Origin of the sequence: Pseudomonas sp. BF-R-19 (assembly GCF_019956445.1) — a bacterium.
Taxonomy (GTDB): Bacteria; Pseudomonadota; Gammaproteobacteria; order Pseudomonadales; family Pseudomonadaceae; genus Aquipseudomonas; species Aquipseudomonas fluorescens_BH.
This window is the reverse complement of the sequence record NZ_JAHBDN010000043.1, coordinates 1-26,856: the sequence shown is the minus strand read 5'-3', so window position 1 is coordinate 26,856 and position 26,856 is coordinate 1. Positions and strand designations below refer to the sequence as shown.

Annotated in this window: 27 protein-coding genes and 1 pseudogene; 9 read left to right on the top strand and 19 right to left on the bottom strand. The window is 60.3% G+C overall.

The features are described 5' to 3' along the window. Positions 1-53: 53 nt before the first annotated feature. From KGB28_RS10045 to pnuC, 5 genes are all read right to left on the bottom strand, one after another. Entirely contained in the window at positions 54-920 is an 867-nt protein-coding gene (locus KGB28_RS10045) for a heme utilization protein (RefSeq protein ID WP_223444565.1), read from the bottom strand. A gap of 64 nt (positions 921-984) precedes the next feature. Next, positions 985-1,563 carry an adhesin gene (locus KGB28_RS10040; RefSeq protein ID WP_223444563.1) on the bottom strand — a complete coding sequence of 193 codons (579 nt, stop codon included), beginning with the start codon at positions 1,561-1,563 and terminating at the stop codon, positions 985-987. A 1-nt stretch (position 1,564) separates the two neighbouring features. Then, positions 1,565-2,002 (bottom strand): hypothetical protein, encoded by a 438-nt coding sequence (locus KGB28_RS10035; RefSeq protein ID WP_223444561.1) that lies wholly within the window; start codon positions 2,000-2,002, stop codon positions 1,565-1,567. Between the two features lie 356 nt (positions 2,003-2,358). Continuing rightward, positions 2,359-2,883 (bottom strand): AAA family ATPase, encoded by a 525-nt coding sequence (locus KGB28_RS10030; RefSeq protein WP_223444559.1) that lies wholly within the window; start codon positions 2,881-2,883, stop codon positions 2,359-2,361. Then, positions 2,880-3,443 (bottom strand): nicotinamide riboside transporter PnuC, encoded by a 564-nt coding sequence (pnuC, locus tag KGB28_RS10025; protein ID WP_223444557.1) that lies wholly within the window; start codon positions 3,441-3,443, stop codon positions 2,880-2,882. The genes KGB28_RS10030 and pnuC overlap by 4 nt, the downstream gene beginning before the upstream one ends. Positions 3,444-3,857: 414 nt before the next feature. Here pnuC and KGB28_RS10020 point away from each other — a divergent pair, with 414 nt between their 5' ends. Further along, positions 3,858-4,688: an undecaprenyl-diphosphate phosphatase gene (locus KGB28_RS10020; protein WP_150723761.1), complete on the top strand. Its 831-nt coding sequence runs from the start codon at positions 3,858-3,860 to the stop codon at positions 4,686-4,688. After that, entirely contained in the window at positions 4,685-5,113 is a 429-nt protein-coding gene (locus tag KGB28_RS10015; protein ID WP_223444556.1) for a DUF1294 domain-containing protein, read from the top strand. The genes KGB28_RS10020 and KGB28_RS10015 overlap by 4 nt, the downstream gene beginning before the upstream one ends. A gap of 11 nt (positions 5,114-5,124) precedes the next feature. Here the strand turns inward: KGB28_RS10015 and KGB28_RS10010 are convergent, their stop codons facing one another. Further along, positions 5,125-5,484: an MmcQ/YjbR family DNA-binding protein gene (locus tag KGB28_RS10010; RefSeq protein WP_150723763.1), complete on the bottom strand. Its 360-nt coding sequence runs from the start codon at positions 5,482-5,484 to the stop codon at positions 5,125-5,127. Continuing rightward, a complete protein-coding gene (locus tag KGB28_RS10005) occupies positions 5,481-6,389 on the bottom strand; it encodes a LysR substrate-binding domain-containing protein (RefSeq protein WP_223444554.1) in 909 nt (302 codons plus the stop codon). The genes KGB28_RS10010 and KGB28_RS10005 overlap by 4 nt, the downstream gene beginning before the upstream one ends. Before the next feature lie 131 nt (positions 6,390-6,520). On the opposite strand from KGB28_RS10005, the gene KGB28_RS10000 reads away from it, so the two are divergent. Both KGB28_RS10000 and KGB28_RS09995 read left to right on the top strand, forming a co-directional pair. Next, positions 6,521-7,132 carry an FMN-dependent NADH-azoreductase gene (locus tag KGB28_RS10000; RefSeq protein WP_008053706.1) on the top strand — a complete coding sequence of 204 codons (612 nt, stop codon included), beginning with the start codon at positions 6,521-6,523 and terminating at the stop codon, positions 7,130-7,132. A gap of 167 nt (positions 7,133-7,299) precedes the next feature. Further along, positions 7,300-8,337: an alpha/beta hydrolase family protein gene (locus KGB28_RS09995; protein WP_223444552.1), complete on the top strand. Its 1,038-nt coding sequence runs from the start codon at positions 7,300-7,302 to the stop codon at positions 8,335-8,337. Positions 8,338-8,442: 105 nt separating this feature from the next. On the opposite strand, the gene KGB28_RS09990 is transcribed toward KGB28_RS09995, so the two are convergent. Both KGB28_RS09990 and KGB28_RS09985 read right to left on the bottom strand, forming a co-directional pair. Then, positions 8,443-9,630, bottom strand: a complete 1,188-nt coding sequence (locus tag KGB28_RS09990; protein ID WP_223444551.1) for an MFS transporter — start codon at positions 9,628-9,630, stop codon at positions 8,443-8,445. Positions 9,631-9,912: 282 nt separating this feature from the next. Continuing rightward, a complete protein-coding gene (locus KGB28_RS09985) occupies positions 9,913-11,499 on the bottom strand; it encodes an ABC-F family ATPase (RefSeq protein WP_223444549.1) in 1,587 nt (528 codons plus the stop codon). A 488-nt stretch (positions 11,500-11,987) separates the two neighbouring features. On the opposite strand from KGB28_RS09985, the gene lpxO reads away from it, so the two are divergent. From lpxO to ilvA, 4 genes are all read left to right on the top strand, one after another. Further along, positions 11,988-12,887 carry a lipid A hydroxylase LpxO gene (gene lpxO, locus KGB28_RS09980; RefSeq protein ID WP_223444548.1) on the top strand — a complete coding sequence of 300 codons (900 nt, stop codon included), beginning with the start codon at positions 11,988-11,990 and terminating at the stop codon, positions 12,885-12,887. Between the two features lie 200 nt (positions 12,888-13,087). Continuing rightward, complete coding sequence (locus tag KGB28_RS09975) at positions 13,088-13,435, top strand: hypothetical protein (protein ID WP_223444546.1); 348 nt, start codon at positions 13,088-13,090, stop codon at positions 13,433-13,435. 67 nt (positions 13,436-13,502) lie between these two features. Next, positions 13,503-14,666: a PQQ-dependent sugar dehydrogenase gene (locus KGB28_RS09970; protein ID WP_223444545.1), complete on the top strand. Its 1,164-nt coding sequence runs from the start codon at positions 13,503-13,505 to the stop codon at positions 14,664-14,666. A gap of 204 nt (positions 14,667-14,870) precedes the next feature. Beyond that, positions 14,871-15,884, top strand: a complete 1,014-nt coding sequence (gene ilvA, locus KGB28_RS09965; RefSeq protein WP_223444544.1) for a threonine ammonia-lyase, biosynthetic — start codon at positions 14,871-14,873, stop codon at positions 15,882-15,884. A 77-nt stretch (positions 15,885-15,961) separates the two neighbouring features. Here the strand turns inward: ilvA and eco are convergent, their stop codons facing one another. Continuing rightward, a complete protein-coding gene (gene eco, locus KGB28_RS09960) occupies positions 15,962-16,444 on the bottom strand; it encodes a serine protease inhibitor ecotin (RefSeq protein ID WP_223444542.1) in 483 nt (160 codons plus the stop codon). Positions 16,445-16,723: 279 nt separating this feature from the next. On the opposite strand from eco, the gene KGB28_RS09955 reads away from it, so the two are divergent. Beyond that, entirely contained in the window at positions 16,724-16,990 is a 267-nt protein-coding gene (locus KGB28_RS09955; protein ID WP_223444540.1) for a DUF1652 domain-containing protein, read from the top strand. Here KGB28_RS09955 and KGB28_RS09950 read toward each other — a convergent pair. From KGB28_RS09950 to KGB28_RS09910, 9 genes and pseudogenes are all read right to left on the bottom strand, one after another. Further along, positions 16,987-17,382: a hypothetical protein gene (locus tag KGB28_RS09950; protein WP_223444538.1), complete on the bottom strand. Its 396-nt coding sequence runs from the start codon at positions 17,380-17,382 to the stop codon at positions 16,987-16,989. The genes KGB28_RS09955 and KGB28_RS09950 overlap by 4 nt on opposite strands. 90 nt (positions 17,383-17,472) lie before the next feature. Next, positions 17,473-17,739, bottom strand: coding sequence for a DUF2790 domain-containing protein (locus tag KGB28_RS09945; RefSeq protein ID WP_150723777.1), 267 nt, complete (start codon positions 17,737-17,739; stop codon positions 17,473-17,475). A gap of 290 nt (positions 17,740-18,029) precedes the next feature. After that, a complete protein-coding gene (locus KGB28_RS09940) occupies positions 18,030-18,974 on the bottom strand; it encodes a carbohydrate kinase family protein (RefSeq protein WP_223444536.1) in 945 nt (314 codons plus the stop codon). A 6-nt stretch (positions 18,975-18,980) separates the two neighbouring features. Beyond that, on the bottom strand, positions 18,981-20,486 hold the full coding sequence (gene xylB / locus KGB28_RS09935; protein ID WP_223444534.1) for a xylulokinase: 1,506 nt from the start codon (positions 20,484-20,486) through the stop codon (positions 18,981-18,983). A gap of 185 nt (positions 20,487-20,671) precedes the next feature. Continuing rightward, a complete protein-coding gene (locus tag KGB28_RS09930; protein ID WP_223444532.1) occupies positions 20,672-22,144 on the bottom strand; it encodes a mannitol dehydrogenase family protein in 1,473 nt (490 codons plus the stop codon). Positions 22,145-22,160: 16 nt separating this feature from the next. Then, positions 22,161-23,265: pseudogene (locus KGB28_RS09925) on the bottom strand (ABC transporter ATP-binding protein). A gap of 34 nt (positions 23,266-23,299) precedes the next feature. Beyond that, on the bottom strand, positions 23,300-24,130 hold the full coding sequence (locus tag KGB28_RS09920) for a carbohydrate ABC transporter permease (RefSeq protein ID WP_150723782.1): 831 nt from the start codon (positions 24,128-24,130) through the stop codon (positions 23,300-23,302). Between the two features lie 8 nt (positions 24,131-24,138). Then, positions 24,139-25,038 (bottom strand): carbohydrate ABC transporter permease, encoded by a 900-nt coding sequence (locus KGB28_RS09915; protein ID WP_223444641.1) that lies wholly within the window; start codon positions 25,036-25,038, stop codon positions 24,139-24,141. Positions 25,039-25,225: 187 nt separating this feature from the next. Then, complete coding sequence (locus KGB28_RS09910; RefSeq protein ID WP_223444530.1) at positions 25,226-26,536, bottom strand: ABC transporter substrate-binding protein; 1,311 nt, start codon at positions 26,534-26,536, stop codon at positions 25,226-25,228. Positions 26,537-26,856 lie beyond the last annotated feature (320 nt).

Below are 26,856 nucleotides of genomic sequence, written 5' to 3'. Positions count from 1 at the left end.
ACGCCTTGGGACTGTGGAAAAGCCCGTCGCCGGAGCTTTCATTGCAATCGCGATTACAGACAGGACTTGCAGCCCGCGGCGATGGACAGCGAGTTGCTTTGCTGGTTGCCCTCACCCGACGATACGTTGGCTCCGCCGTTGCCGGAGAAGTTGTTCATCGAGCCCGTTATCGAAGCGTTGTTGGTTACAGGGGCTTTCCAGCCCTCTGGCGTCATCACTTGTTGAGTGGTTACGCCAGCCAGACCGAGTACACCCACGGCTACGAAATCAGTCTGGGTGCTGTCGTCATGGTTGGCGTTGTTGGTGACGTTCAGCCCGGACGTGCTTTGGTTGGCCGCCGCCGCCGCTAGTGCTACACGACCGCCGGAAACGGCAATCGCCAGGTTGTTTTTCTGTTGGTTGAAGGCGCCGGTGGTCACGTTGATGCCGAGGTTGCCGGAACCGCTGTTGCCTGCGTTGTTGAGCGTTGTGTTGTTGGTGTTGGAGTGGTTCCTGGCGGTGTTGCCGGAGCTCTTCTGAGTCGCGCTGGAGACGGCGACGGCGGTGCCGAAGATGAAGCTTTCGTCAGCCGTGGCAAGGGCGGCGGCGTTGTCTTGCTGGTTGCCGTTACCGGCTGCGACGTTGGCGCCCATGTTGCCGTTGGAGTTGTTCAGGGAGTTATCGACTCTAGCGTCGTTTTTGGTGTCCCGGTTCAATACGCTGCTGTCACTGCTTTCCTGCGAGTCCAGCACGGCAGCCCCGGCGCCTGCTGTAATCTGCAGAATTTGTTCCAGCGTCGGGCCTTTAGGCTGCTGGTTGTTGCTCTGGCCATCGCTCTGGCCGTTGCCTTGATCATCATCAAGGCTGCCTGCTTGTGCTGCGAATGCCATCACTGCTGCCAGAGCGAAAGCCAGAGGTTTGAGAGCAGTTGTCGGGTTCATGGTGTTTCTCCGTGCTCATTAGTTGGTCAGGTGTTGGTACTTCCCTAATCGCACTGTTTCGGGGTCAGTCAGCGACCCGGATGCTCAGGGTGTTAGCCATTCGGTTCCCCACCCCGGCACTCTGGTTTACCTGGATCACTCCCCGGCTGCCGGTGAAGGCCTGGTCGCTTGTCACGACCTGGCGACTGCCATTTGGGGCGCCAGTTGCTCCCGAGTTCGGTAACAACGCCACGTTCTGTTGAGAAAGGGCACTATCGTCAATGGCTTGCGGTGCAGCGCTGATGCTGATGCGCATGGCGTTGGCCATCTGGTTGTTCGCCCCGGCGCTCTGGTTGACGCCCAGTACGCCGTTGCCATTACTGAAGGAGGAGCCGCCGATAGTGGCCGTGGCGTCCATCGACGGATTGGCGGGCGTAGTGATTTTCTGCCGGACACTGGTGGTCGCACCGGCTTGGGTACCTATGGCGATCGCGCGGACGTTGGCCTGCTGTTGTTGATCGCCAGCCGCCTGGTTGACGTTGAAGTTGCCGCGGTATTGAGTACCGGAATCCTGGAGGGTGGCGTTGTTCACCGAACTCACGCCCGAATCGGCCATCACACTGGTGCAGCCGAGCAGGGCAAGTAATAGCAGGGATCGACTCATCTCATTGACCTCCCGCCATTCTGCCCAGTGAACCGAGGCCGCTGCTCATGGCGCGGTTGATGGTTCCGGAAATCGCGCTGCCACTACCACCACCGTGACCGACGGACATGCCGGGCATACCGTTGGGGTTGGTGACGACGTTGAGGCCTTGCAGGCCACCCAGACTTTGCCCGTTGTTGTGGCGAAGGGCCGTCCCGGTGGTGACCCCGGCAATGTCGGCGTCGCTGAGTTCGCCGGTGACGCGGGCCGATGGGTTGGCGTTGAGGGTGTTCGGGTTTGGATCTCTGCCGCCGCTGCGGCCGATGGGAGTCGGGTGAATGGTGCGATCAAGCACGATGACGCCGTTGCCTTCGGCTCGAACGTCAAAACTGAAAGCCGCGCCTGCAGCGCTCGCGATCAGCAGCAGGCACGTCAAGGCTTTTTTATCGAGTATCCCCACGACGTTCTTTCCTTCTCATGTGGGCTGGCTCTGGTCGGCTTTTTGAAGGAGAGAGCGAAAGCTGTGCCGGTTTTTGAATTTCTCGTTGATTCAATGGCTTATGGATGTTGTCCGGATGGCCTTTGCCGGGAATGTTTCAAAGGTGAGACGAAACCCTGCGCAGGCAGCCCTTATTTGCGGATAAATCGCTCTGGAACAAGGGTTTCAGCGGCGTTGTATCAATGACTTAACAAATCCGATGATCCTGCGGTGAAGGGTGCTGAAACAGGCGGTTTGAGGCAGGAAGGGTGTTTCAGGATCGGACACTTTTCCCCCGGGACAGGGGGGGATGGTGGGGAAATTGCCCCAAACGCCGGTCAGGCGTCGAGCAATCGGGTCACGGCGTTCAGTGCCTGGAATCGACGTTCTGCCCAATCTCCGTGCAGTACTTGAACCGGTTGTGCGTGGCGTTCAAGCCAGGCCAGGGTCTGCTCGAAAAATGCCTGGCGCTCACTCAGTCGGGGCTGGCAACGCTGGCCATCATCCGTCCATTCGATGTGTTCCGGCGACAGCAGCAAGTGCAAGTCGTAATGCCGGGCCAGTAGCGCTTGTTCGATCCAGGCGGGGCAGTCGCCAAACAGGGTTTGGCTCCAGAGGATATTGCTCAGCAGGTGCGTGTCGAGGATCAGCAAAGACGGTTGTTGCGCCCGTGCTTCGTCTTCCCATGCCAATTGACCGCGGGCGATGTGCGGAATGTCGGCCAAGGTGGTGTCCCGCGGATTCTGCTCAATGAACCAGCGTACATACTCGTCGACCAGAACCCCGCCGAAACGCTGTTGCAACTCGGCCGCCAGCCAGCTTTTACCGCTGGATTCGGGGCCTGTGAGCACCAGGACTTTCATGCGCGCAACGCCGGATCGGCGCGCCATTGGCGCCAGCCCTGCACGGCGATAACGGCGAACAGCCCGTACAAGGTGGCGGTCAGGTACAGGTCCTTATAGATGAACAGTCCGACGAAAATCACATCCAGGGCGATCCACAGCGGCCAGCACTGGACACGTTTTTGCGCCATCCAGACCTGCGCCACCAGGCTGAATCCGGTCAGCGCCGCATCGAGCCAGGGTTGCGCGGCGTCGGTCCAGTGGGCCATGGCTGCCCCCAGCAACAGGCTGCCGAGTGCGCCGATGGCCAGGCTCAACGCCACGGAACGGGAATCGAGCCAACTGACCTCGCGGCCATGGGTCGTTTCGCCAACCCGTGTCCACTGCCACCAGCCGTAAAGCTGCAAGGCGGCATAGACGACTTGCAGCAACATGTCCGAATACAGCTTCACCTCAAAAAAGATCCAGCTGTATAGCAGCACCATGACCAGGCCGATGGGCCAGCACCAGGGGTTCTGTTTGACCGTCAGCCAGACGGCAATGACACCGAGGGCGGCGGCAAACAGTTCAAGCCCGGACATGGAGGTTCCTTGGTGAAATCGAAGAGGGGGCGGATTGTAACCGGATTGCCGTCGGGAATCCCGTGGCGCAGGGTGTGCTTCATTGGTGCGCGAAACGGTCCTGAAATCGGCCGTGTTCTTGCGGGTACAGCAGCGGATTCTTGTTCCTGTCATAAACCATTGCCAGCATCCAGCCACGCTCTGCCGCACAAGCCTGTGCAAGCGGCACCCGATAACACGGCAGCGCCAATCGGACTTGTCTGATAGGATTTCGGCCCCGCACGGGTAAACCCGGAACAGGGTTGTTTTTTCACAGGATTTTTACGGTTCTGTGGTGATCCTTGATACGCGGGCCTTCAGCATCGCTGATCGCAATTCAAGCTTTTGAAAAATACTAACGGGGCATGCCGATGTGCATAGCCTTTTGGGGGATTGATGGATCTTTGGACCGCCTTTCAGGCATTGATTCTTGGGGTTGTAGAAGGGCTGACCGAGTTTTTGCCCATTTCCAGTACCGGCCACCAGATCATCGTGGCCGACATGCTCGGCTTCGGGGGCGAGCGGGCGATGGCGTTCAACATCATTATCCAGTTGGGTGCCATCCTGGCGGTGGTATGGGAGTTTCGACGCAAGATCTTCGACGTGGTCATTGGCCTGCCGACCCAGCCGGGTGCTCGGCGGTTTACCGCGAACCTGTTGATCGCGTTCTTGCCGGCCGTGGTGTTGGGAGTGATGTTCGCCGACCTGATCCACGAGTACCTGTTCAATCCGATCACTGTGGCTGCGGCGCTGGTCGTGGGCGGGGTCGTCATGTTGTGGGCCGAGCGCCGTCAGCATGAAGTACACGCCGAAACGGTGGATGACATGACCTGGAAAGATGCCCTGAAAGTCGGCTTCGCCCAATGCCTGGCCATGATTCCGGGCACTTCGCGTTCGGGCTCGACGATCATCGGCGGGTTACTGTTCGGCCTGTCGCGCAAGACTGCTACCGAGTTTTCGTTCTTCCTGGCGATGCCGACCATGGTCGGCGCAGCGGTGTACTCGGGTTATAAATACCGTGACCTGTTTGTCCCGTCTGATTTCCCGGTGTTCGCGATCGGTTTCGTCACGGCGTTCGTCTTCGCGATGATCGCGGTCCGCGGGCTGCTCAAGTTCATCGCCAACCACAGCTATGCGGCGTTTGCCTGGTATCGCATTGTGTTCGGCCTGATCATCCTGGCGACCTGGCAATTCGGCTGGGTCGACTGGAGCGCGGTCAAGCCGTGAGTGACTCAAGCTCGCGCAATAACCCCGGGCGCCAGCCCGGGGGACAGATCCGCCAGCCACGGCTGAAGTGGCTGGTGTTTGCAATCCTGTGCGCGTTGCCGCTGTCGGGTTCGGTGTCGTCATGGCTGCACGGGGTGTCGCTGATTCCCCTGGCGGCCTACGGCATCGTCAGCGTCGTGACGTTTTTCCTGTACTGGAGCGACAAGCGCAAGGCCCGCGCCGAGCAATGGCGTACGCCGGAGAATGTCCTGCATGCGCTGGAGCTCGCGGGTGGCTGGCCCGGCGCCTTGCTGGCCCAGCAAGCGTTTCGGCACAAAACCCGCAAGGTCTCGTACCAGTTGGTGTTCTGGATCATCGTGCTACTGCATCAGGTGTTCTGGATCGATCACCTGTTCCTCGGCGCACACCTGTTCGCCTTGTTCTGATAAAGAAGGCCCTATAGCAACAGACCGACTTGAGTGCGCTTTGGCAGTTTGCTCACTACCAACTGGTGCGAACGCTGCAGCAAGCCCTGTAGTTCTTCGCTGCCGAGCGGGTAGGGCGTTTCCATGATGATCCACTGGGCACGCGCCAGATAAGGCGCCGGATGAATTCCCGGGCGGTCGCAATGACCGAGAAACAGATCCTTGTCGACCTTGAAGGCCAGGGAATCACCCCGCAGGCCCTGCAAGGCGAACATCTTGTTCCCGGCAATCGAAAATACCCGCACGCCTCCCCATTTATAGTCTTCCCGTGCTCCGGGCAGGCTAAGGCAGAATTTCGCGACATCCTCTTCGCTCATCCGTCCGGCTTTCATAACAAGCGTTCCCCACAGGCATTGAATGACTCGACCAGATGGTCGATCCAGGCGCGTACCGCCGGCATGACCCCGCGTCGATGAGGATAGACCGCTTGCAGCCAGCCACCGGGCAACGACCAGTCGGGCAACAACTGCACCAGTGAACCGCTTTCCAGTTCCTGCTCGCAATACATCATGGGCAGCATGGTAAAGCCCAGGCCGGAGAGGGTGCTGGCCTTGCGCACGATAAAGTCATCGATGCCCAGCCGGGCCTCGAGCGCCAATTCACAACTTTTGCCTTTTTCATCCAGCAGGCGGATGTGCACCATGCGGTCGGCTTCCAGGGCACCGAGCACCGGCAGGCTTTTCAGATCCTCGGGATGGTTGATCTCACGGCCAACGAGGAAGCCGGGACTGGCGACCATCAGCATCTGCGCCTGGCGCAGGCGGCGGGTGACCAGCAGCGGGTCTTCGTCGCCCAGTTCCCGTACGCGCAGGGCCACGTCAATGCCCTCGTTCACCAGGTCGACCCGCCGGTTGAGCAACATCACCTCCAGTTGGACTTGCGGAAAGCGTTCCAGAAAGTCGCTGATCACCTCCGGCAATATTTCATGGGCCAGCCCGACGGGGCAGGAAACCCGCAAACGCCCACGGGGCTCGCTGGACATGCTGGCCACGGCCTCGTCGGCCATTTCCGCCTCCAGCAGCATCGCCTGGCAGTGCCTGAGGTAGCGCTCACCGACGGCAGTCAGCTTCAGTTGTCGGGTGGTGCGTTGCAGCAGCCGTGCGCCGAGGCGCTCTTCCAGCTCGGCGATGCGCCGTGACAATCGGGACTTGGGGATGCCCAGCAAACGCCCAGCTGCCGCGAACCCCCCGGCTTCCACGACTTTGGCGAAGTAATACAGGTCGTTGAGGTCTTGCATGATGTAAATCCGATTGTTCTATCTGTGGGACGAACTATCGCAGTGTTACCGTCTAATCAGCTATTGGTTTCGTGTGTAGGATTAGTCCCATCAGATCGCCCTTGTGGGCGATCCTCACTTGGAGATCCCACATGAAACTGCTGCATATCGATTCGAGCATCCTGGGCGACAACTCGGCTTCCCGTCAGTTGAGCGGTGAAGTCGTCAAAGCCTGGCAAGCCGCCGAGCCAACCGCCGTGGTGACTTACCGCGACCTGGCCGCCGACGCCATCAGCCACTTCTCCGCCACCACTCTGGTCGCCGCCGGCACCACCGCTGAACTGCGCAACGCCGCACAACAGCACGAAGCCGAACTGAGCGCCTCGACCCTGGCCGAGTTCCTGGCTGCCGATGCCGTGGTGATTGCCGCACCGATGTACAACTTCACCATCCCGACTCAACTGAAGGCCTGGATCGACCGCATCGCGGTGGCCGGTCAGACCTTCCGTTACACCGAAGCCGGCCCTGAAGGCCTGTGCGGTGGCAAGAAAGTCGTGATCGTTTCGACCTCCGGCGGCATGCACGCCGGTCAGGCAACCGGTGTTGCCCACGAAGAGTACTTGAAGGTGCTGTTCGGTTTCATCGGCATCACCGACATTGAAATCGTCCGCGCCGAAGGCCTGGCTTACGGTGACGACGTTCGCAACAAGGCCATGAGCGCTGCCCACGCACAAATCAGTGAGCAGTTGTTCGCCGCAGCGTAAGGCTTGCGTAGAAGTAGGCAGCGTTCAGGTAATGCCCCAAAAAACTCTGTAGTCTGGTTACGCAAGTACCAGCTACGGAGTTTTTTGTTTCTGGTCGTTTCAGATTGTGGCCTGACTTATGCAGTCAGGGTTCACGTCACAAGTCCGGTAACAAGGTGGGGCATCCGATGATGCGTCTTTGTGCAACTTTACTGATTTGCCTGCTCAGCAGCCTGAATACAGTGCACGCCGCGCCTGCACCGCATCCTCACTGGAGCGTCGGCTTCCATGAGATGACTTTTCTCGACCCGCTGGACTTGCAGCCGATGCGCGCCATCGCCTTCTATCCTTCCAGTGATCGGGAGCACACCAGCAAGCTCGAGGGTTACACCGTCGAAGCCGGGGAGGACACCAAGGTCGCCATCGGCCGGTTCCCGATGCTGATGCTGTCCCACGGAAACACCGGTACCCCGCTGGCCCTGCACGACCTTGCCACGTCGCTGGCGCGCAAAGGCTTTGTCGTGGTGGCGGTGATTCATCCCGGTGACAACTCCAAAGACCACAGCCGACTCGGTACTTTGAGTAACCTGTACGGCCGGCCGATCCAGATTTCCGAAGCCATTACCGCGACCTTGGGCGACCGTATGCTGTCGCCGTTCGTCAATGCCGACCAGGTGGGGGTCATCGGTTACTCGGCCGGTGGCGAGACCGCATTGATTCTGTCCGGCGCGACCCCGGACCTGGATCGCCTGCGCCGTTACTGCCAGGAGCGCCCGGACGACCACGATGCCTGCAACACCCAGGGCGAATTGATTGTCGACCGCGACGACCTGCAACCGGTGGCCGATCCTCGCGTCCACGCCTTGATGCTGATGGCGCCGTTGAGCCTGAAGTTCGGTCGCCACACCCTGGCCGACGTGCATGTGCCGGTGCTGCTTTACAGCGGCGATGGCGACAAACTGGTGGCTGTCGACAAGAACGCCGCGGCACTGGCGCGCAAACTACCGACGGCGCCTGACTTCAAGCTGCTGGCAGGGGCAGGGCACTTCGTGTTCATGGCGCCGTGCAATGACGAGCAGATCGTGATCATGCCCGCGCTGTGCACCGATGCCGATGGCGTCGACCGGCAAGACATCCACCGCAATCTGATCTCTGAAGCCGGAAGGTTCTTCTCGCGCACCCTGGGCAGGCCGACCCGGGCCGGGATGCAGACGGCTGATCAGTGAGTGTCCTCGACCCTCTGTGGGAGCGGGCTTGCTCGCGAATACGGTGTGTCAGTAGATATAAGTACTGCCTGACACGCCGCCTTCGCGAGCAAGCCCGCTCCCACATCAAGCCATCGCGCGGCGCTTGAGTAGCAGGGTCAGCCCCAATCCCGTCACCGACAACAATGCCGCACTGAAAAAAATCCACGCATAACCCAGGTTCAACGCCACTGCGCCCATCAACGGGCCGGCAATGGCCAGTGCCAGGTCGAAAAACACCGCATAAGCACTCAGGCCCGCCCCCCGGCTGGAGTTGGGCACCTGTTTGATGGCCTCGACACCCAGCGCCGGGTACACCAGGGACAGGCCGAATCCGGTCAGGCCGGCGCCAATGAGCGCGTACCCGGTCGACGGTGCCAGCCACAGCAGCACCAGGCCAACTGTCTCAATGCACATGCAGGCAATGGCCGACGTGAACCCGCCGAAACGGCTGATGGCGGAAATGAACAGCAGCCGCGACAGAATGAAACACACGCCAAACACGGTCAGGCAGTAGGCCGCGCCGGTCCAGCCGCGATTGACGTAATACAAAGTGATAAAGGTCGTCAGGGTGCCGTAGCCAATGGACGCCAGGCTCAGGCTCGCGCCAAACGGCGCAATGCGCCCGAACACCGCCCAGAATGGCAAACGTTCACCGCGCACCACCGGCACCGAAGGCTTGTTGCGAATCAGCACCAGTGCAGCCAGGGCCAGCAGCGACAGGGCAATGCCCAGGCTGGCGAAACCCAGTTGTTGCACCATGACCACACCCAGCGGCGCACCAATGGCAATCGCCCCATAGGACGCGATGCCGTTCCAGGAAATCGACCGCGCGGTATGCTCGGCGCCGACCTGGCCCATGCACCAACTGATGGTGCCGACGCCGATCAACCCTTGGGCGATCCCCAGCAACAGGCGCCCGGCGATCAGGATCAGCAGGCTGAGCAAGGGAAGGCCTTGCAACAGGGTCGACAGCAAGGTCAGCACGCCGCTGAGCACAATCCCGGACAAGCCATAGATAATTGCGCGCTTGGTGCCAACGCTGTCCGACATCCGCCCGGCCATGGGCCGGCTGAGCAGGGTGGCGAGGTATTGCGAGCCGATGGTCAGCCCGGCCACGATGGCGCTGAACCCGAGCTGTTCGTGGACATAACCCGGCAATACCGCAATCGGCAAACCGATGCAGAGGAAGGCAATAAAGGTATAGAAAACGATGGAGACGATCTGCAGGGTGATCGCCATGGAGCTTTGCGGAGGCACTTGCTGCACAGACATGAGGGCTCGTTCGCGGGCGGCGGTGGGAGAACTGCATCATGGCGCGGCGTTGGGATAAAAGAAAGCAGGCTAACTACTTTCGCCGTGACATTATCGCTGTTCCTCATGGCCTCATCGCGAGCAAGCTCGCTCCCACATTTGGAATGCGTTCCCCCTGTGGGAGCGGGCTTGCTCGCGAAGGATTCGGCACCCAAGAAAATTCCACCCATGAAACGCAAAAAGCCCCGTCACATGGACAGGGCTTTTCACTTGAAGCTTGCAGCTAAAGGCTTGTAGCTGCCCTTAGAACACCACACCCTGGCTGCGCAGGTAGTCGTCGTAGGTGCCGCTGAAGTCGGTCACGCCGTTAGGGCTCAACTCGATGATGCGGGTGGCCAGGGACGATACGAACTCACGGTCGTGGCTGACGAAGATCAGCGTGCCCGGGTAGTTTTCCAGCGCCAGGTTCAGCGCTTCGATCGATTCCATGTCCAGGTGGTTGGTCGGTTCGTCCATCACCAGTACGTTCGGCTTTTGCAGGATCAGCTTGCCGAACAGCATGCGGCCTTGCTCACCACCGGAGATGACCTTGACCGACTTGAGGATCTCGTCGTTGGAGAACAGCATGCGGCCCAGGGTGCCACGGATGATCTGCTCGCCCTGAGTCCACTGGCCCATCCAGTCGAACAGGCTGACGTCGTCTTCGAAGTCATGGGCGTGGTCCTGGGCGTAGTAGCCCAGCTCCGCGCTTTCGGTCCACTTCACGGAACCGGCGTCCGGGGTCAGTTCGCTCATCAGTGTGCGCAGCAGGGTGGTCTTGCCGATACCGTTCGGGCCGATGATCGCCACGCGCTCGCCGGCTTCGACGGTGAAGCTGAAGTTCTTGAACAGGGTCTTGCCGTCGAAGCCCTTTGACATCTGCTCGATGGTCACGGCCTGGCGGTGCAGTTTCTTGGTCTGTTCGAAGCGGATGAACGGGCTCACGCGGCTCGATGGCTTGACTTCGGCCAGCTGGATCTTGTCGATCTGCTTGGCGCGGGAAGTGGCCTGCTTGGCTTTCGAGGCGTTGGCCGAGAAGCGGCTGACGAACGTTTGCAGTTCGGAGATCTGGGCTTTCTTCTTGGCGTTGTCCGACAGCAATTGCTCACGGGACTGGGTAGCCGCCGTCATGTACTCGTCGTAGTTGCCCGGGAACAGACGCAGTTCGCCGTAGTCCAGGTCAGCCATGTGAGTGCACACGCTGTTGAGGAAGTGACGGTCGTGGGAAATGATGATCATGGTGCTGTTGCGCGCCTTGAGGATCGTTTCCAGCCAGCGAATGGTGTTGATGTCCAGGTGGTTGGTCGGTTCGTCGAGCAACAGCACTTCCGGATCGGAGAACAGCGCCTGGGCCAGCAATACCCGCAGTTTCCAGCCTGGAGCCACTTCGGACATCGGGCCGAAATGCTGTTCCAGGGGAATACCCAGGCCCAGCAGCAGTTCACCGGCGCGGGATTCAGCGGTGTAGCCGTCCATTTCGGCGAATTCGGTTTCCAGCTCGGCCACGGCCATGCCGTCTGCTTCGCTCATTTCCGGCAGCGAATAGATGCGGTCGCGCTCGGCCTTGACCTTCCACAGCTCTTCGTGACCCATGATCACGGTGTCGATCACGGTGAATTCTTCGTAGGCGAACTGATCCTGGCGCAATTTACCCAGGCGCACGTTCGGTTCCAGCATGACCTGGCCGCCGGACGGCTCGAGGTCGTTGCCGAGAATCTTCATGAAGGTCGACTTGCCGCAACCGTTGGCGCCGATCAGACCGTAACGGTTGCCACCGTTGAACTTGACCGAAACGTTTTCGAAGAGCGGCTTGGCGCCGAACTGCATCGTGATGTTAGCTGTAGAAATCAAAGGTTTTTCCTGCGAAGCATTCAGAGTAGCTAGGGTTGCGGCAGTACCGGTTCAGTACCCGTTTCCACTGCTCAGCCCCCGGGACATTCATCCCGATCGGCAGTGGAAGATCCATCTGGCATTAAGTGGACAGCAGCATGTGGCGCGCCTGGCCCGAGTCAACGTGCGCTGAAAGGGGAATTTCCCGCTCTCAACCTGGGGGCGCGTAAAGTTTGGCGGCGATTGTACTGGTCTGGCTCTTTAAACGATAGGGCGATGAGGCCTCTGCTACGCTTTGGCGGTTTTTGCGGACACATTTTCACAGTTACAGGTTAACCATTGGTTACAAACTGTGGCTAAAATGCCATCTAACAGCTGAACGGCGACCATCGGCGTGGCTCGATGGCTCCAAGGGGCAGCTGTTTCGTATTCAGCCGCTGCACAAGACCCGGGGACCGGCATGCCGGTAAAGGGCGCAGTTTGTATACTTCCGACTTGTGACGATTTCCGTGAAACTGATCATAGCCGTTATCTACATTGTCTCTATTGCGTACGTCCACCTGCGTGGCCGAGTGCGCCATAAGCTGGGCCGCCAGTTGAGTGATCACTCGACGTTCCTGGCGCCGATCAACTGCTTTCTTTATCTGTTTTCGAAAATCCCCAACAAACCGTATCTCGATCCGGCTGATTTTCCCGACCTGAGCCCGCTGCAGGCGCATTGGGAAGAAATTCGTGCCGAAGGCCAGAACTTGCTTCACGCCGGCGAGATCAAGCGTTCGAACCAATACGATGACGTCGGTTTCAACTCGTTTTTCAAGACCGGCTGGAAGCGCTTCTATCTCAAGTGGTATGGCGATAGCCACCCGTCGGCCATGAAGCTCTGCCCGCGCACCACCGAACTGGTACAAGGTATTGGCTCGATCAAGGCGGCGATGTTCGCCGAATTGCCACCGGGCTCCAGACTGGTGCGCCACCGCGACCCGTATGCCGGTTCGTACCGCTATCACCTCGGACTGGACACACCCAACGCTGACGGTTGCTACATCAGTGTTGATGGCCAGAACTACCATTGGCGCGATGGCGAAGCGGTGATGTTCGATGAGACCTACATTCATTACGCAGAGAACACCACGCCGCACAATCGCATCATTTTGTTCTGCGATGTCGAGCGGCCGATGAAGTATCGGTGGGCAGCGGCATTCAATCGCTGGTTCAGTCGTAATGTCATGTCGGCGGCCGGTGCACCGAACGAGGACGGAGACCGGATCGGCGGGCTCAATCGATTGTTCAGCAAGGTCTACAAGGTTCGCCTGCGCGCCAAGGAACTGAAAAAGCGCAACCGCAAGCTTTACTACCTCCAAAAGTGGTCGATCTTTGCCGGGTTGCTGGCGGTCTTCATTCTGATCTGAGAGGTGTGTTCGCGCTGACGACGTGATCGCGGACGCCATCGTACCTGTGGGAGCGGGCTTGGTCCGGGCGGCGTTCCGACGATGAGGCCGGAACATCCAGCCTGTTACATCTTGCCGGGGAGGTTTTTGTTAACAAAACCGAACCCCGGGCGTAGCGTGGTATCGAAGCCCTTATCCACGCGGACGCAGAGAGGCACCCCATGAACCGATACGTGTTTGGCGCCATTGTGCTGGCCTTGAGTGGCGTACTGGGTCCCTTGGTCCAGGCCGACGTGTGTGTTTCGTTGCAGTTGGCCCAGAACCTGCCGGGCAGCACCAGCAGCAACCCATACAACAGCCCGATTCGGCGGGCTAATCCCAACAGCATGCAAGGTACTCAACCCAGTGCCCCGGCCATACGCGGGCCGAATACTGTGCCGGTCCCGCGCCCGCCGACGCTGGACAACGGAGGCATCGGTAATCGCTACCCCGACCGGACAGCGCCTGCCGGCCCACCGAAATTCATTCCCAATCCTCCCCCACGAGACACCGGCACCAGCAACCGTTGAGTGGCAAGCATGGCGTCTGGCCGCTATTTTTCAGCAGATCTCACTTTCATCGGAAAAGGAATCCTGCATGTTGCGTAAGAATTTATTGGCAACCTTCTGTGCCAGCGTATTGATCAGCGCCACTGTCCCGGTGCTTGCCGCGCCCATCCGGACGATGAAAAGCGAAGAAGGCACCCTTGAGGTCACCCCCATCGTGACGGGACTGGAGCACCCTTGGGCCCTTGCATTTTTGCCGGATCGTAAAGACATGCTGGTGACCGAACGGCCGGGCAACCTGCGGCTGGTGACCGCCGACGGCAAGCTGTCGGCACCGCTCAATGGCGTACCCAAGGTCTGGGTCAGGGGGCAGGGCGGTTTGCTGGATGTAGCGCTGTCGCCCGATTTCAAGCAGGACCGGATGGTCTATCTGTCTTATGCCGAGGGTGACGCTCAGGGCGACAAGGCCGGCACGGCGGTGGGCCGCGGTCGGCTCTCCGACGATATGACGGCGCTCAAGGATTTCCAGGTGATCCTGCGTCAGGAACCCAAACTCTCGGTTGGCAATCATTTCGGCTCGCGGCTGGTGTTCGATCGCGACGGCTATCTGTTCGTGACCCTGGGGGAAAACAACGACCGCCCGACCGCCCAGGATCTCGACAAGCTGCAAGGCAAAGTGGTGCGCATCTACCCGGATGGCACGGTGCCCAAGGACAACCCCTTTGTCGGCCAGGCCAACGTGCGCCCGGAGATCTGGTCCTACGGGCAGCGCAATCCGCAAGGCGCGGCGCTCAACCCGTGGAACGGCACGCTGTGGGAAAACGAACACGGCCCCCTGGGCGGCGATGAAGTCAACATCATCGAGCGCGGCAAGAATTACGGTTGGCCGCTGGCGACCCATGGCATCAACTACTCCGGTCAACCGATTCCCGAAGCCAAGGGTGAAACCGCCGAAGGCACCGTCGCCCCGAACCACGTCTGGGAAAAGTCCCCGGGTCTGAGTGGCATGGCGTTCTACGATGCCGATCGTTTCAAGGCCTGGCAGCGCAACGTGTTTATCGGCGCGCTGGTCAGCCAGGAACTGATCCGCCTGGAGTTCGAAGGCGACAAGGTGATCCATGAGGAGCGCATGCTCGGGGAGTTGAAAAAACGCATTCGCGATGTACGGCAGGGGCCGGATGGTTACTTGTATGTTTTGACCGATGAGGAGAACGGCGGGTTGTACAGGGTGGGCTTGAAGTTGCCTGCTGACTAAGGCATCTAAAAACTTGCCATTGACTTGCCATCAACGCCCGGCTAATTTCCAGCCATGACTTCCACTGTATTGCGCTGCCAGCCAAGCATTATTACCGCCATTCCTCATTTGGCGGGCTAGCTCACGACTGCAGCACCCAACCCGCCCTCGAGGCGGGTTTTTACTTTCTGTCTCCCGGGCCCCGAACAATGTCAGGAGACGACCATGAGTTTTACCGCTGATCAACAGGCCCTGCTGGAACGCTACGTCAAAAAAATCCTCGCTGCGCCGGTGTATGAACTGGCCGTGCGCACGCCGTTGCAACCGGCACCGGCCTTGTCCGAAGCCTTGGGCAACCAGATCCTGCTCAAGCGCGAAGACCTGCAACCGACCTTTTCCTTCAAGATCCGCGGCGCCTACAACAAGCTGGTGCAACTGAGCGAAGCGCAAAAGGCTCGCGGCGTGGTCACGGCTTCTGCCGGCAATCATGCGCAGGGCGTGGCACTGGCGGCGCGGGAGTTGGGGATCAACGCCACCATCGTCATGCCCTGCACGACGCCGCAACTGAAGGTCATCGGGGTGCGCAGTCGTGGTGCCGATGCGGTGTTGCACGGCGAAAGCTTTCCGTTTGCTCTGGCCTATGCGCTGGAACTGGCCGGGGAAACTGGCTGCACCTTTGTATCGCCCTTCGACGACCCGCAGGTGATCGCGGGGCAAGGCACGGTGGCCATGGAAATCCTGCGCCAGCATCAAGGGCCGCTGGAGGCGATCTTCGTGCCGGTGGGCGGCGGGGGGCTGATCGCGGGTATCGCCGCCTACGTCAAATACTTGCGGCCGGAAGTTCGCATCATTGGCGTCGAGTCGGAACATTCCGCGTGCCTGCAAGCGGCGATGCATGCCAGCGAACGGGTCGTGCTGCCGAGCGTCGGCACCTTCGCCGATGGGGTGGCGGTGGCGCAGATCGGCGCTTACGGTTTTGAGGTCTGCCGGTTCTGCGTTGATGACGTGGTGACGGTCAGCAACGATGAGCTTTGCGCCGCAATCAAGAATATCTACGACGATACCCGCTCGATCACCGAACCTTCCGGTGCGCTGGCCGTGGCCGGGATCAAGAAATACGTCGCGCAGACCGGTGCCTTGGGGCAGACACTGGTAGCGATCGACTCGGGTGCCAATATCAACTTCGACAGCCTGGGGTACGTGGCCGAGCGCGCCGCGTTGAGTGGCGCCCCGGCATGACGCTTGGGCCGGTCTACAGCGGACGCCGCAAGCGGGTGCCGCAAGCAGGCGCCGCGAGGGTCCGCCGGATGGCCGGATTATTCCTGAACGGCTTTCTCGACCTTGGTCGACGCCGACCAGATTCGGTAGCGCACTTCGATGTCCTTGGGCACGTACAGCACGAGCGGCAACTTGCTGTTGTAACGCAGCAGGAAGCCGTCACCGACCACCGGTACAAAACCCTGTTTGCTGGTGCCGCCCGGGCAGGCCATCAGCGTGCTCATCGGGCCAATGACTTTTTCCAGGCGGTAGAACGGATAGCCCCAACCCTCGAGGTTCTTCTCCTCGAGAATGCCGCCCAGTCGCGGGTTATTGCAGTCGACGGTCATCGTCTTGCCGGCCAGGATCTCGACCTGGAAGTCGTTTTCCCGGGTCTGTGGCGCGAGGTGGATCACCTGGCGGGTAAACCCGCTTTCGGCCTTCGGATAGGGTGCGGTGTCTTCGAGTTTGGCGGCGTGCGCCACGCCGGCAAGCCCCAGTGCGACTAGCGCTGTGCAAGCGTTAACGGTCAACGAATTCATGATGCCTCCTTGCTTGAAGTGAAGGGCGGCATTTTCACTGTCGTGTGCAGTGAATGCAAACCCGGGATGCCCAGTGTGCAAATTGCAGGGTCGCCAGGGTCTATAATTGCAAACGGCATGAGAGGCTTTACAGGTAACCCGTCTGAACCCTTGAATTGCCGATGAACTGCACCGCGAAATTCAGGGTATGTCTTATGCTGTAGCTGTCCTTGAAGCTTGCCGGGATTTCAAATGAGCGAGCATTGATCGTCAAGCAGTCTTACAAAGGAGGGAGTCGCCATGTTTCTTTCTGCCTTGGAAATTCGCAATATCATCGAAAGCAGTTTTCTGCCCAAGCGCTGCCAGTGCACGTTGTCACCGGATCTGTCGATGACCGTCAAAATCTATGCAGACGGGCAAACCGATCAGCTCGATCTTTTGGTCACCGGTATCGATGCCTCCGGGCTCAATGGTTGTCGGGAAATCAACGAGTTGATTGCCCAACTGCGTACCAGACAGCATCACGTCGAGGTCGAGCCGCACTCCATGCTGGGCAAAGCGCTCTAGCTTGCCGTTTCGAGTTCCACGGACACGCGCCGGGTCTGGAAGAACGCCAGACCCAGCGCCAGTTCAAACCCTACTGCCAGCAAAATGCCTGGACCGACGTGACCGTTGAGCCATTCGGCAAAACCCAGCACGGCCAATCCCCAACAGCCGACGACGAAGCCTAGGCTCAGCGCATTGCGGGTTGCACAAGGGGGTTCGTTGCGAACCAGATAAGAGATCACGCTCAACGCCCCAAACAGCACGGCGGTGCGTCGCGCGACCAATCCCACCGTGAATGAAAACTCGATGTCCCAGAACGACAATAACCATTGCGGTGTCAGGCCCCAGACCAGGCTGAGCAAAAGACATAAGGCGGCGGTAAACGTCGACAGCGTGCGAAACGACAACTGCATGGCGAATCCTTGCGGCAGAGAGGGAGGCGCTAGAGCATAGCGCCGCAACCCTCAAAGGAATACCGCCAAGTGCCAAATCAGACCTTCCGGTCAGCCCTGGTTCTCGCAAGCGTCGGAAAGTTTACGGTAGGAAATTTCTGCGGGTTTTCCCGTGTCATCGATGTACTTCATCTCGGCCTTCACCACTTTGCACTCCAGGGTGTCCGGCTCGGTCAGTGAAATCACTTTGCTGACATGCAATGGCATGCCGTAGTGATAGGGCACGGCTTGGGAGGTCGTGGTGTCATTGGCCTGAGCCAGGCCGGCAAATGCGGTGCAGGCGAGGGCGGCGGTAACCAGCAGGGTGCGAGTGTTCATCAGCGATCTCCGGTGCGGACGGAATGTCAGTTCGATGTGTCGCTTGTCGAACTTGCCGCACTGGGCGTCAGAACAGTCTGAGGGCGTGCGGTCCAGTGAAGTGTTGGACCGCACGGTTAAACGAGGGTTAACCCGGCTGAACACCGCTTGTCGCGGATGCGCGATCCTGTGTATCAGTTAAGACCATCGGGCGCCTGATGGAAAGTCATCGCGAACAAGGGTGGACACAAATGCTGTGAACGACCCGCAACCCTGTGGGAGCGAGCTTGCTCGCGATGAGGCCCTCGAATTCAGCGCAATTCCAGTTGCTGCCGATAAGGCAAATCCGGCCCGGTCTTGCTGCACGTCAATGCCGCCGCCTGCACCGCGAACTTCAGCATGCGGTCGATCTGCTCGCGGCCAAGTTGCTTCACGCCTTCTACCGAGTCCAGTTGCTGTTCGGTCAACCAGGTAATCAGCGCCGCCTGAAAGGTATCGCCCGCGCCAACGGTGTCGGCGATTTTTACCCCACAGGCAGGAGTCGACCACGAACCGTGAGTTCGGCTGAACACGCTCGCGCCTTCGCCACCCCGGGTAAGGAACACCAGCTGACAGCGGTGCTGCAACCAGCCTTCGATCACCTGCGCCGGGTCCTGGCCGGGGTACAGCAGATGCAGGTCCTCGTCGCTGACCTTGATCAGGTCGGCCAGCTCCACCAGCGTCGCGATCCGCGCGCGCCAGAGCTCAATGTCCGGCTCTGGATTCAGGCGCACGTTCGGGTCGAGGCTGATCAGGCGCTTGCCGCTTTCCCGGCGCACCAATGCCAATAGCGTGTCGGCAATCGGCTGCACCACCAGGGAAAACGAGCCGATATGCAGGCCGCGTACCTCAGGCCCGAGTGCCGGCAGGTGCTCCGGTTGCAATTGTCGATCCGCGCAGCCTTCGCCACGGAAGCTGTACTGTGGCGAGCCATTAGCCCCGACCGCGACCATCGCCAGGGTGGTCGGAGCGGCAAAATCCAGCAGGTAGTCCTGGCACACGCCTTCATCTTGCAGTACCTGCAGCAGGCGCCGGCCCAGATAGTCGGTGGACAACCCGGCCAACAGCGCCGCGTCCACGCCCAACCGGCGCAAGCCCACCGACACGTTGAACGGCGAGCCACCGGCAATGGCCTTGAAGTTCACTTTGGACGCCAGACCGCTGGCGTCGTCTTCACTGAAAAAATCGAACAGCGCTTCGCCACACACCAGGTACATAGTTGTTCACTCTTTAATTAGGGTCACGACTTGCTGTTGATAGCGTTCATACGCCTGCTGACACGCTTGTACATTGTCGGCGACCGGCTGGGTTTCACTGGCCGGGTCGAGTTTCACGCAGCGCTCGCACAAGTCCGCCAGGCTGTGTTCGTGCCCGTTCGCCCGGGATACGCACCATGCCGCCTGAATCGCCGCACCGAGGGCCGCGGCCTCGCTTTGTTCGGTGCAGATCACGGGCGTGTTCATGATGTCGGCGACGATCTGCCGCCACACCGCGCTTTTCGAACCACCGCCGATCAGCCGAATGCTGCGGCTTTGTAAGCCATTGCGGCGTAGCAGGTCCAGTCCGTAACGCAAACCGAACGTCGTGCCTTCGACCACCGCGCGGCACAGGTTGGCCCGGGTCAGGTTGGTCATGGTCAGCCCCGACAGGCTGGCGTTGGCATGGGGCAGGGCGGGCACGCGCTCACCGTTGAAGAACGGCAGCATGCAAACGCCTTCGGCACCGATCGGCGCCTGGGCAACGAGCTCATTGAACTGATCGATGTCGAGGTCCAGCAGGTCACGAATCAGGCCGGTGACATTGGTCAGGTTCATGGTGCAGATCAAAGGCAGCCAGCCGCCGCTCGAAGAACAGAAGGTGGCAACCGCGGAATCCACGGCGACGTTCGGCTGATCGGCATAGGCGTACACAGTGCCCGACGAACCGAGGCTCATGGTGATCGCCCCGGGCTGGATGTTGCCGGTGCCAATGGCGCCCATCATGTTGTCGCCACCGCCACTGGAGACCAGGGCCTTCGGGTTGATGCCCAGATGTTCGGCAATGCCCGGGAGAATGCTGCCGACCGCCTGGTGGGCATCGATCAACTCCGGCAGGGCGGCTTGCAGGCGTCCGCTGGGGTCGATGTCACGCAACAATTGCAAATCCCACTGGCGCGTACGCACATTGAAATACCCGGTGCCCGATGCATCGCCGTATTCGCTGCAACTGCGACCGGTGAGCCAATGGTTGAGGTAATCGTGGGGCAGCAAGATGCGGGCGATGCGGGAAAACACCTCGGGATGCTGCTCTTTGGTCCATAACAGTTTGGACAGGGTGTAGCCCGGCGCGATGACCACGCCGAGGCGTTCCAGCGATCCTTTTTCGCCACCCAGGTGGGCCAGCAGTCGGTCATTCTCAGGGGTGGTTTCGGTATCGCACCAGAGTTTGGCCGCACGCAACACCTTGCCCTGATCGTCAAGCAGCACCAGGCCGTGTTGCTGGCCGGACACGCCAATGCCGAGAATCGACTGGCCATCGACTTTGGCCGCGAGCAATGCGCGGCGGGTGGCAGTGGCGAAGGCTTCCAGCCACTGCTGGGTGTCCTGTTCGCGGCGGCCATTGGGGCCGCTGATCATCGTGTGGCTGGCTGCGCCCTGGCCAAGCACTTCACCGCTGGCCGCGTCGAGGATGATGGCTTTGGTGCCCTGGGTGCCGCAGTCGATGCCGAGGAAGAGTTGTCGGGTTGTCATGCAAGATCCTTGGTCGTCAGCTCGATACAAGTCTGGATTCAGTATCCCTGGTGCCTGTCCGGCCGCTTTCGCGAGCAAGCCCGCTCCCACAGTAGATTTATAGTGAACACCGCATTTGTGTTCGACAGCGCTTCAGTGTGGGAGCGGGCTTGCTCGCGAAGACGGACTCAGACTCACCACCACATTTATGCCAGCACCCGCTCCAACGTCCGCGACACCCCAACCTCGCGCAAACTGTTGCAGCACCACTCGAACGCCGCGACAAACTCCGGCGAGCGCGCAATGGCCGTACCAAAAATCTCCTCGACCGCCAGCAAGCGCTGGGTAATCAGCACATCATCGGCCACCAGCGTCTGGCAGAACGCTGCCCGCGGATCTGCAATCGAGTAGGTCTCGCCTTGCTCATCCACGCCTTTGAGGTACAGCGCCCACGCCGCCACCACCAACGCTGCGCGCTTGGTCTCGCGGCCATCGGCGATCAGGCGGTTGATGGTCGGCACAGTGAATTTCGGAAACTTCGACGAACCGTCCGAACACACCCGTTCAAGCTGATCGGCAATTGCCTGATTGGAGAAACGCGCCACCAGGGTGTTCTTGTACTCAGTGAGGTCGATTCCCGGCACCGACGGCAGCTGCGGCGTCACATCCAGGTCCATGTAGGCGCGCATGTAGCGCACGAACAGTGGGTCGTTCATGGCCTCGTGGACGAAGCGGTAACCCTTCAGGAACCCCAGGTAGGTCAGCGCCAGATGACTGCCGTTGAGCAGCTTGATCTTCATTTCTTCGTAGGGCGTGACGTCGTCGGTGAATTGCACGCCGACCTTTTCCCAGGCCGGGCGACCGTTGACGAACCGGTCTTCCAGCACCCATTGCGCGAAGGGTTCGCAGACCACCGGCCAGGCATCGTCCAGGCCATGCTGGTCGGCCAGTTGCAAGCGGTGCCGGGTGCTGGTCATCGGCGTGATACGGTCGACCATGGCGTTGGGGAAACTGACGTTGGCGTCGATCCAGTCGCGCAATTGGCTGTCGTGCAAGGCGGCGAAGGCCAGCAGGGCCTTGCGGGTGACGGCGCCGTTGTGCGGCAGGTTATCGCAGGACATCAGGGTGAAGGCCGTTGTGTCAGCGGCGCGGCGCCTGGCCAGTGCGGCACAGAGGAAGCCGAACACGGTTTTCGGCGCATCCGGGTGCGCCAGGTCATGCTGGATCTGCGGCAAGTGCGCCATGAACTCACCAGTGCTGTCGTCGATGCAGTACCCGCCTTCGGTGATAGTCAGCGAGACGATGCGGATCTCGGGGCTGGACAGTTTGTCGATCAACGCCTGGGCACCGTCCTCGGCCAGCAGCATGTCGCGGATGGCGCCGATCACCCGCACTTCGGTGTCGTCGCTATCACCGAGTTCGAACAGGGCGAACAGATAATCCTGATCCTTGAGATCGTCACGGGCGCGGCGGTCTTCAGCGCGCAGGCCGACACCGCAGATGGCCCAGTCCAGGCCTTCGCCGGTATTCATCAAGGCGTCGGTGTAGTACGCCTGATGGGCACGGTGGAAACCGCCGACGCCGATGTGCGCGATGCCTTGGCGGGTCTCGCTCAGGGCGTAGGCGGGCAGGACCACTTCAGGGGCGAGGCGGCTGAGGTTTTGGTTGTTCAGTTTCATCGCAGGCTCTCTGAAATCAGGCAGCAACGCGCAACGGACGGGTCAACGCCACGCCGTCGGCATCGAATAAATGGCAGTGTTGCGCATCCAGATGCAGGCTCAGGGTTTCACCGTAGCGGCTGGCCAGATCGCCGCGAACACGCAGGGTCAGGGCCTCGCCGGATGCCGCCAGGACGTGGCAGAAGGTGTCGCTGCCCAGGCGTTCGCTGACATCGGCGGTGACCTGCAAGGTGCAATCGCCGGGTTTGGCCAGTTCCAGGTGTTCCGGACGAATGCCCAGCGTCACCGCACTGCCGACGCTCAGATGCCTGCCGCTCAAGGGCAGGTTGATGCGGGTTCCGGCGTCCAGTTGCACTTCGCAGCCCTGGCTGTCGACGCGGGTGACCTTGCCCTTGAGGAAGCCCATTTTCGGCGTGCCAAGGAAACCGGCGACGAACAGGTTGGCCGGCTGGTGATAGAGATCCAGTGGCGAGCCGACTTGCTCGATCTTGCCGCCATTGAGTACGACCGACTTTGTCGGCCATGGTCATCGCTTCGACCTGATCGTGAGTCACGTAGATCATCGTGGCCTGCAGTTCCTTGTGCAGGCGCAACAGTTCCAGGCGCATCTGCACCCGCAAGGCAGCGTCGAGGTTGGACAACGGTTCGTCGAACAGGAAGATTTTCGGATTGCGCACGATGGCCCGGCCAATCGCCACGCGCTGGCGCTGGCCGCCGGACAGTTGCTTGGGCTTGCGCTCCAGCATCGGCCCCAGTTCGAGGATGCGCGCCGCTTCGCCGACCTTTTTTTCCACTTCGGCTTTCGCCACGCCGGCCAGGTCGAGGGCGAACGACATGTTCTTGCGCACGCTCATGTGCGGGTACAGGGCGTAGGTCTGGAACACCATCGCCAGGTCGCGCTTGGCCGGGCTCACTTCGGTGATGTCGCGGCCATCGAGCTCGATGGTGCCGCCGCTGACTTCCTCCAGTCCTGCAATCAGCCGCAGCAGCGTGGATTTACCGCAGCCCGACGGGCCGACGAAGACCACGAACTCCTTGTCGTTCACTTCAAGGTCGATGCCCTTGATGATGGAAAAGCCTTCGAAGCCTTTTTGCAGATTCTTGATTTTCAGGTTGGCCATGGTGGCGCTCCTTTTGTGCTTATTCTTTTGGGGGCTATTTCACGGCGCCGAACGACAGGCCGCGTACCAGTTGTTTCTGGCTGATCCAGCCGAAGATCAGGATCGGCGCACAGGCCAGGGTCGAGACGGCCGACAACTTGGCCCAGAACAGCCCTTCGGGGCTTGAGTACGAGGCGATCAATGCGGTCAATGGCGCGGCTTTCGATGAGGTCAGGTTCAGCGACCAGAAGGCCTCGTTCCAACACAGGATCAGCGACAGCAGCACCGTGGACGCCAGGCCGCCCTTGGCGATGGGCAGCAACACCCGGAGCATTTCCTGCGCCAGCGTCGCGCCGTCCAGCCGCGCGGCTTCGAGGATGTCCTTGGGGATGTCCTTGAAGTAGGTGTAAATCATCCAGACCACGATCGGCAGGTTGATCAGGGTGTAGATCACGATCAGCGCGATTCGCGTATCGAGCAGGCCGAAACTCTTGGCCAGCAGGTAGATCGGCATCAGCACGCCCACCGGCGGCAGCATCTTGGTCGAGAGCATCCACAGCAGCGTGCCTCTGGTGCGCTGGGTTTCGTAGAACGCCATGGAGTAGGCCGCCGGCACCGCGATCAGCAGGCACAGGGCTGTGGCGCTGAAGGAAATCACCACCGAGTTCCAGGCAAAACTGAAATAGTCGCTGCGCTCGTTGATGTGCAGGTAGTTCTCCAGCGTCGGCATGAAGATGAACTGCGGCGGCGTGGCGAAGGCATCGATTTCGGTCTTGAAACTGGTCAGCACCATCCAGAAGATCGGGAAGAAAATCACGATCGCGATGGCCCAGGCCAGCGTACCGAGCAGCAGGCTTTGCAGGCGACGGGATTGTTGAAGAGTCATGGCAGGCCTCAGGCTTTGTCGGTCAGGTTTTTGCCGATCATCCGTATCAGGATGATCGCGGCGATGTTGGCGATGACCACGGCGATCAGGCCGCCCGCCGAGGCCATGCCGACGTCGAACTGCACCAGCGCCTGGTTGTAGATCAGGTAGGCGAGGTTGGTCGAGGCGTAGCCGGGGCCGCCGTTGGTAGTGGTGAATATTTCGGCGAACACCGAGAGCAGGAAGATGGTTTCGATCATCACCACCACCGCAATCGGCCGTGCCAGGTGTGGCAGGGTCAGGTGCCAGAAGATCGCGATGGGCCCGGCACCATCGAGGCGCGCGGCTTCTTTCTGTTCCTGGTCGAGGGACTGCATGGCGGTCATCAGGATCAGGATCGCGAAGGGCAGCCATTGCCACGAGACAATGATGATGATCGACAGCAGCGGGTAGTGCGCCAGCCAGTCCACCGGTTGCGCGCCGAACAGCTTCCAGACGTAGGCGAGAATCCCCGACACCGGATGGAAAATCAGGTTCTTCCAGATCAGCGCGCCCACCGTGGGCATGATGAAAAACGGCGAGATCAGCAGCACCCGCACGATGCCGCGACCGAAAAACTCACTGGCCTCAAGCAACGCACTGATCAACACGCCGAGCACCACACTGATCAGCAGCACGCTGCCCACCAGCAACAGGGTGTTGGTGGCGCCGGGCAGGAAGCCCGAGTCGGTGAGGAAGTAGGTGAAGTTCTCCAGGCCGACGAACTCGTTCTCGCCGGGGTTGAGCAAGTTGTAGCGAATCGTCGAGAAGTAGACGGTCATACCCAGCGGTACGATCATCCACAACAGCAGCAATGCCACCGAAGGGCTGACCAGGAACCAGCCGGGATTGGCTGCGCGACTTTTGCGCTGGGGTTGGACAATGTCCATGTGAGCTTTGGCAGTTGATGTATTCATGGTGATCAGAACCGATTATTTACAGGCATATGAAGATCAACTGTGGGAGCGGCGGTGCGGCGATCCGACTTGCTCGCGAAGAGGCCAGTACATCCGACACGACTTTTGCGATTGGAATGCCGCTTTCGCGAGCAAGCCCGCTCCCACACTGGATAGGGGCTTACTTGGGATAACCCGCGCGCTTCATCTCGCGCTCGGTGGTTTGCTGGGCCGCTGCCAACGCCTGGTCGACCGTGGTCTGGCCGATCAGCGCTGCCGAGAAGGATTTGCCGACCTGGGTACCAATGCCCTGGAACTCGGGAATGGTCACTAACTGGATGCCGATGTACGGCACAGGCCTGGCGCCCGGCTTGCTCGGGTCCGCGGCCTTGAGCGATTCCAGCGTGACCCTGGCGAACGGCGCGGCACTCAAGTACGCCTCGCTATAGGTCGAGGCCCGGGTGCCCGGCGGCACGTTGGCGATGCCGTCCTTTTCCGCAACCAGTGCGCCGTATTCTTTGGACGTGGCCCAGGCGCTGAAGGTTTTCGCCGCGTCCTTGGCCTTGGAGCTGGTCGGAATGGCCAGCGCCCAGGAGTACAACCAGGCCGAGCCCTTGTCAGTGATCTGATGTGGCGCAAAGGTGAAGCCGACGTGATCGGTGACCTTGCTTTGAGACTTGTCGGTGACGAACGAGCCGGCAACGCTGGCGTCGACCCAGATCGCGCATTTGCCGCTGTTGAACAACGCCAGGTTTTCATTGAAACCGTTGCTCGACGCCCCCGGCGGGCCGGATTTCTTCATGGTGTCGACATAGAAGTTCAGCGCGTTTTTCCATTCGGGACCGTTGAATTCCGGCTGCCACTTTTCATCGAACCAGCGCGCGCCATAGGCGTTGGCCACGGTGCTGATCAGCGCCATGTTCTCGCCCCAGCCGGCCTTGCCGCGAAGGCAGATGCCGTACTGTTCCTGCTCGGGTTTGTTCAATTTGGCGGCGAATTCACCGATCTGTTCCCAGGTCGGGCGCTCGGGCATGGTCAGGCCGGCGTCCTTGAACAGGTCGGTGCGGTAATAGGTGATGGAGCTTTCGGCGTAGAACGGCAGGGCGTACAGCGAGCCTTTGACCGACAGGCCTTCACGCACCGACGGGAACACGTCGTCGAGGGCATAGCTTGAAGGCAAATTATTCATCGGCTCCAGCCAGCCCTTGGCGCCCCAGAGTGCGGCTTCGTACATGCCAATGGTCAGCACATCGAACTGCCCGCCCTGGGTGGCGATGTCAGTGGTCAGGCGCTGGCGCAGGACGTTTTCTTCGAGGACCACCCAATTGAGCTTGATCTCCGGATGCTCGGCCTCGAAGGTTTTCGAGAGCTTTTGCATGCGGATCATGTCGCTGTTGTTGACGGTGGCGATGGTCAGGGTCTGTGCGCCAAGGCTGACGCTGCTGAGGGTCATGCAGGTGAGGGCAAGCAGAGCTTTTACCGAAGGTTGCATCGTGCACTCCTTTTCTGCACCCGGCGGGATACAGAAGGACAGTTATTGTTTTTGTGTCTTCCTGCGGAGGGAAGAATCTGTGCTGATTACATCCTTCAATGGCAGGCGAGACAAATCATCCGTCGCACCTTTATCGATACTTTTTTGCACTGAGGTTTTGGGGGGGTAGACGCAGGGAAGGGCTTTTCAGCGAAGGAGGGGTATTGAATCCGTACAGGTTTGAGGGGGTAACGCTGTACCTGTGGGAGCGGGCTTGCTCGCGAAGGCGGTGTGTCAGTTTGCAAAATATCGTCTGACACGACGCCTTCGCGAGCAAGCCC

What these genes read in the sequence shown, in the direction of transcription:
- pnuC (WP_223444557.1), bottom strand. Translation starts at nt 3,443, where the DNA reads ATGTCCGGGCTTGAACTGTTTGCCGCCGCCCTCGGTGTCATTGCCGTC.
- KGB28_RS09970 (WP_223444545.1), top strand. Translation starts at nt 13,503, where the DNA reads ATGTTGCGTAAGAATTTATTGGCAACCTTCTGTGCCAGCGTATTGATC.
- KGB28_RS10005 (WP_223444554.1), bottom strand. Translation starts at nt 6,389, where the DNA reads ATGCAAGACCTCAACGACCTGTATTACTTCGCCAAAGTCGTGGAAGCC.
- KGB28_RS10030 (WP_223444559.1), bottom strand. Translation starts at nt 2,883, where the DNA reads ATGAAAGTCCTGGTGCTCACAGGCCCCGAATCCAGCGGTAAAAGCTGG.
- KGB28_RS09945 (WP_150723777.1), bottom strand. Translation starts at nt 17,739, where the DNA reads ATGAACACTCGCACCCTGCTGGTTACCGCCGCCCTCGCCTGCACCGCA.
- ilvA (WP_223444544.1), top strand. Translation starts at nt 14,871, where the DNA reads ATGAGTTTTACCGCTGATCAACAGGCCCTGCTGGAACGCTACGTCAAA.
- KGB28_RS10010 (WP_150723763.1), bottom strand. Translation starts at nt 5,484, where the DNA reads ATGAAAGCCGGACGGATGAGCGAAGAGGATGTCGCGAAATTCTGCCTT.
- KGB28_RS10040 (WP_223444563.1), bottom strand. Translation starts at nt 1,563, where the DNA reads ATGAGTCGATCCCTGCTATTACTTGCCCTGCTCGGCTGCACCAGTGTG.
- KGB28_RS09940 (WP_223444536.1), bottom strand. Translation starts at nt 18,974, where the DNA reads ATGTACCTGGTGTGTGGCGAAGCGCTGTTCGATTTTTTCAGTGAAGAC.
- KGB28_RS09915 (WP_223444641.1), bottom strand. Translation starts at nt 25,038, where the DNA reads ATGGACATTGTCCAACCCCAGCGCAAAAGTCGCGCAGCCAATCCCGGC.
- KGB28_RS09930 (WP_223444532.1), bottom strand. Translation starts at nt 22,144, where the DNA reads ATGAAACTGAACAACCAAAACCTCAGCCGCCTCGCCCCTGAAGTGGTC.
- KGB28_RS09950 (WP_223444538.1), bottom strand. Translation starts at nt 17,382, where the DNA reads ATGCAGTTGTCGTTTCGCACGCTGTCGACGTTTACCGCCGCCTTATGT.
- KGB28_RS10000 (WP_008053706.1), top strand. Translation starts at nt 6,521, where the DNA reads ATGAAACTGCTGCATATCGATTCGAGCATCCTGGGCGACAACTCGGCT.
- KGB28_RS09975 (WP_223444546.1), top strand. Translation starts at nt 13,088, where the DNA reads ATGAACCGATACGTGTTTGGCGCCATTGTGCTGGCCTTGAGTGGCGTA.
- KGB28_RS09920 (WP_150723782.1), bottom strand. Translation starts at nt 24,130, where the DNA reads ATGACTCTTCAACAATCCCGTCGCCTGCAAAGCCTGCTGCTCGGTACG.
- KGB28_RS09910 (WP_223444530.1), bottom strand. Translation starts at nt 26,536, where the DNA reads ATGCAACCTTCGGTAAAAGCTCTGCTTGCCCTCACCTGCATGACCCTC.
- eco (WP_223444542.1), bottom strand. Translation starts at nt 16,444, where the DNA reads ATGAATTCGTTGACCGTTAACGCTTGCACAGCGCTAGTCGCACTGGGG.
- KGB28_RS10020 (WP_150723761.1), top strand. Translation starts at nt 3,858, where the DNA reads ATGGATCTTTGGACCGCCTTTCAGGCATTGATTCTTGGGGTTGTAGAA.
- KGB28_RS09995 (WP_223444552.1), top strand. Translation starts at nt 7,300, where the DNA reads ATGATGCGTCTTTGTGCAACTTTACTGATTTGCCTGCTCAGCAGCCTG.
- KGB28_RS10045 (WP_223444565.1), bottom strand. Translation starts at nt 920, where the DNA reads ATGAACCCGACAACTGCTCTCAAACCTCTGGCTTTCGCTCTGGCAGCA.
- xylB (WP_223444534.1), bottom strand. Translation starts at nt 20,486, where the DNA reads ATGACAACCCGACAACTCTTCCTCGGCATCGACTGCGGCACCCAGGGC.
- KGB28_RS09955 (WP_223444540.1), top strand. Translation starts at nt 16,724, where the DNA reads ATGTTTCTTTCTGCCTTGGAAATTCGCAATATCATCGAAAGCAGTTTT.
- KGB28_RS09990 (WP_223444551.1), bottom strand. Translation starts at nt 9,630, where the DNA reads ATGTCTGTGCAGCAAGTGCCTCCGCAAAGCTCCATGGCGATCACCCTG.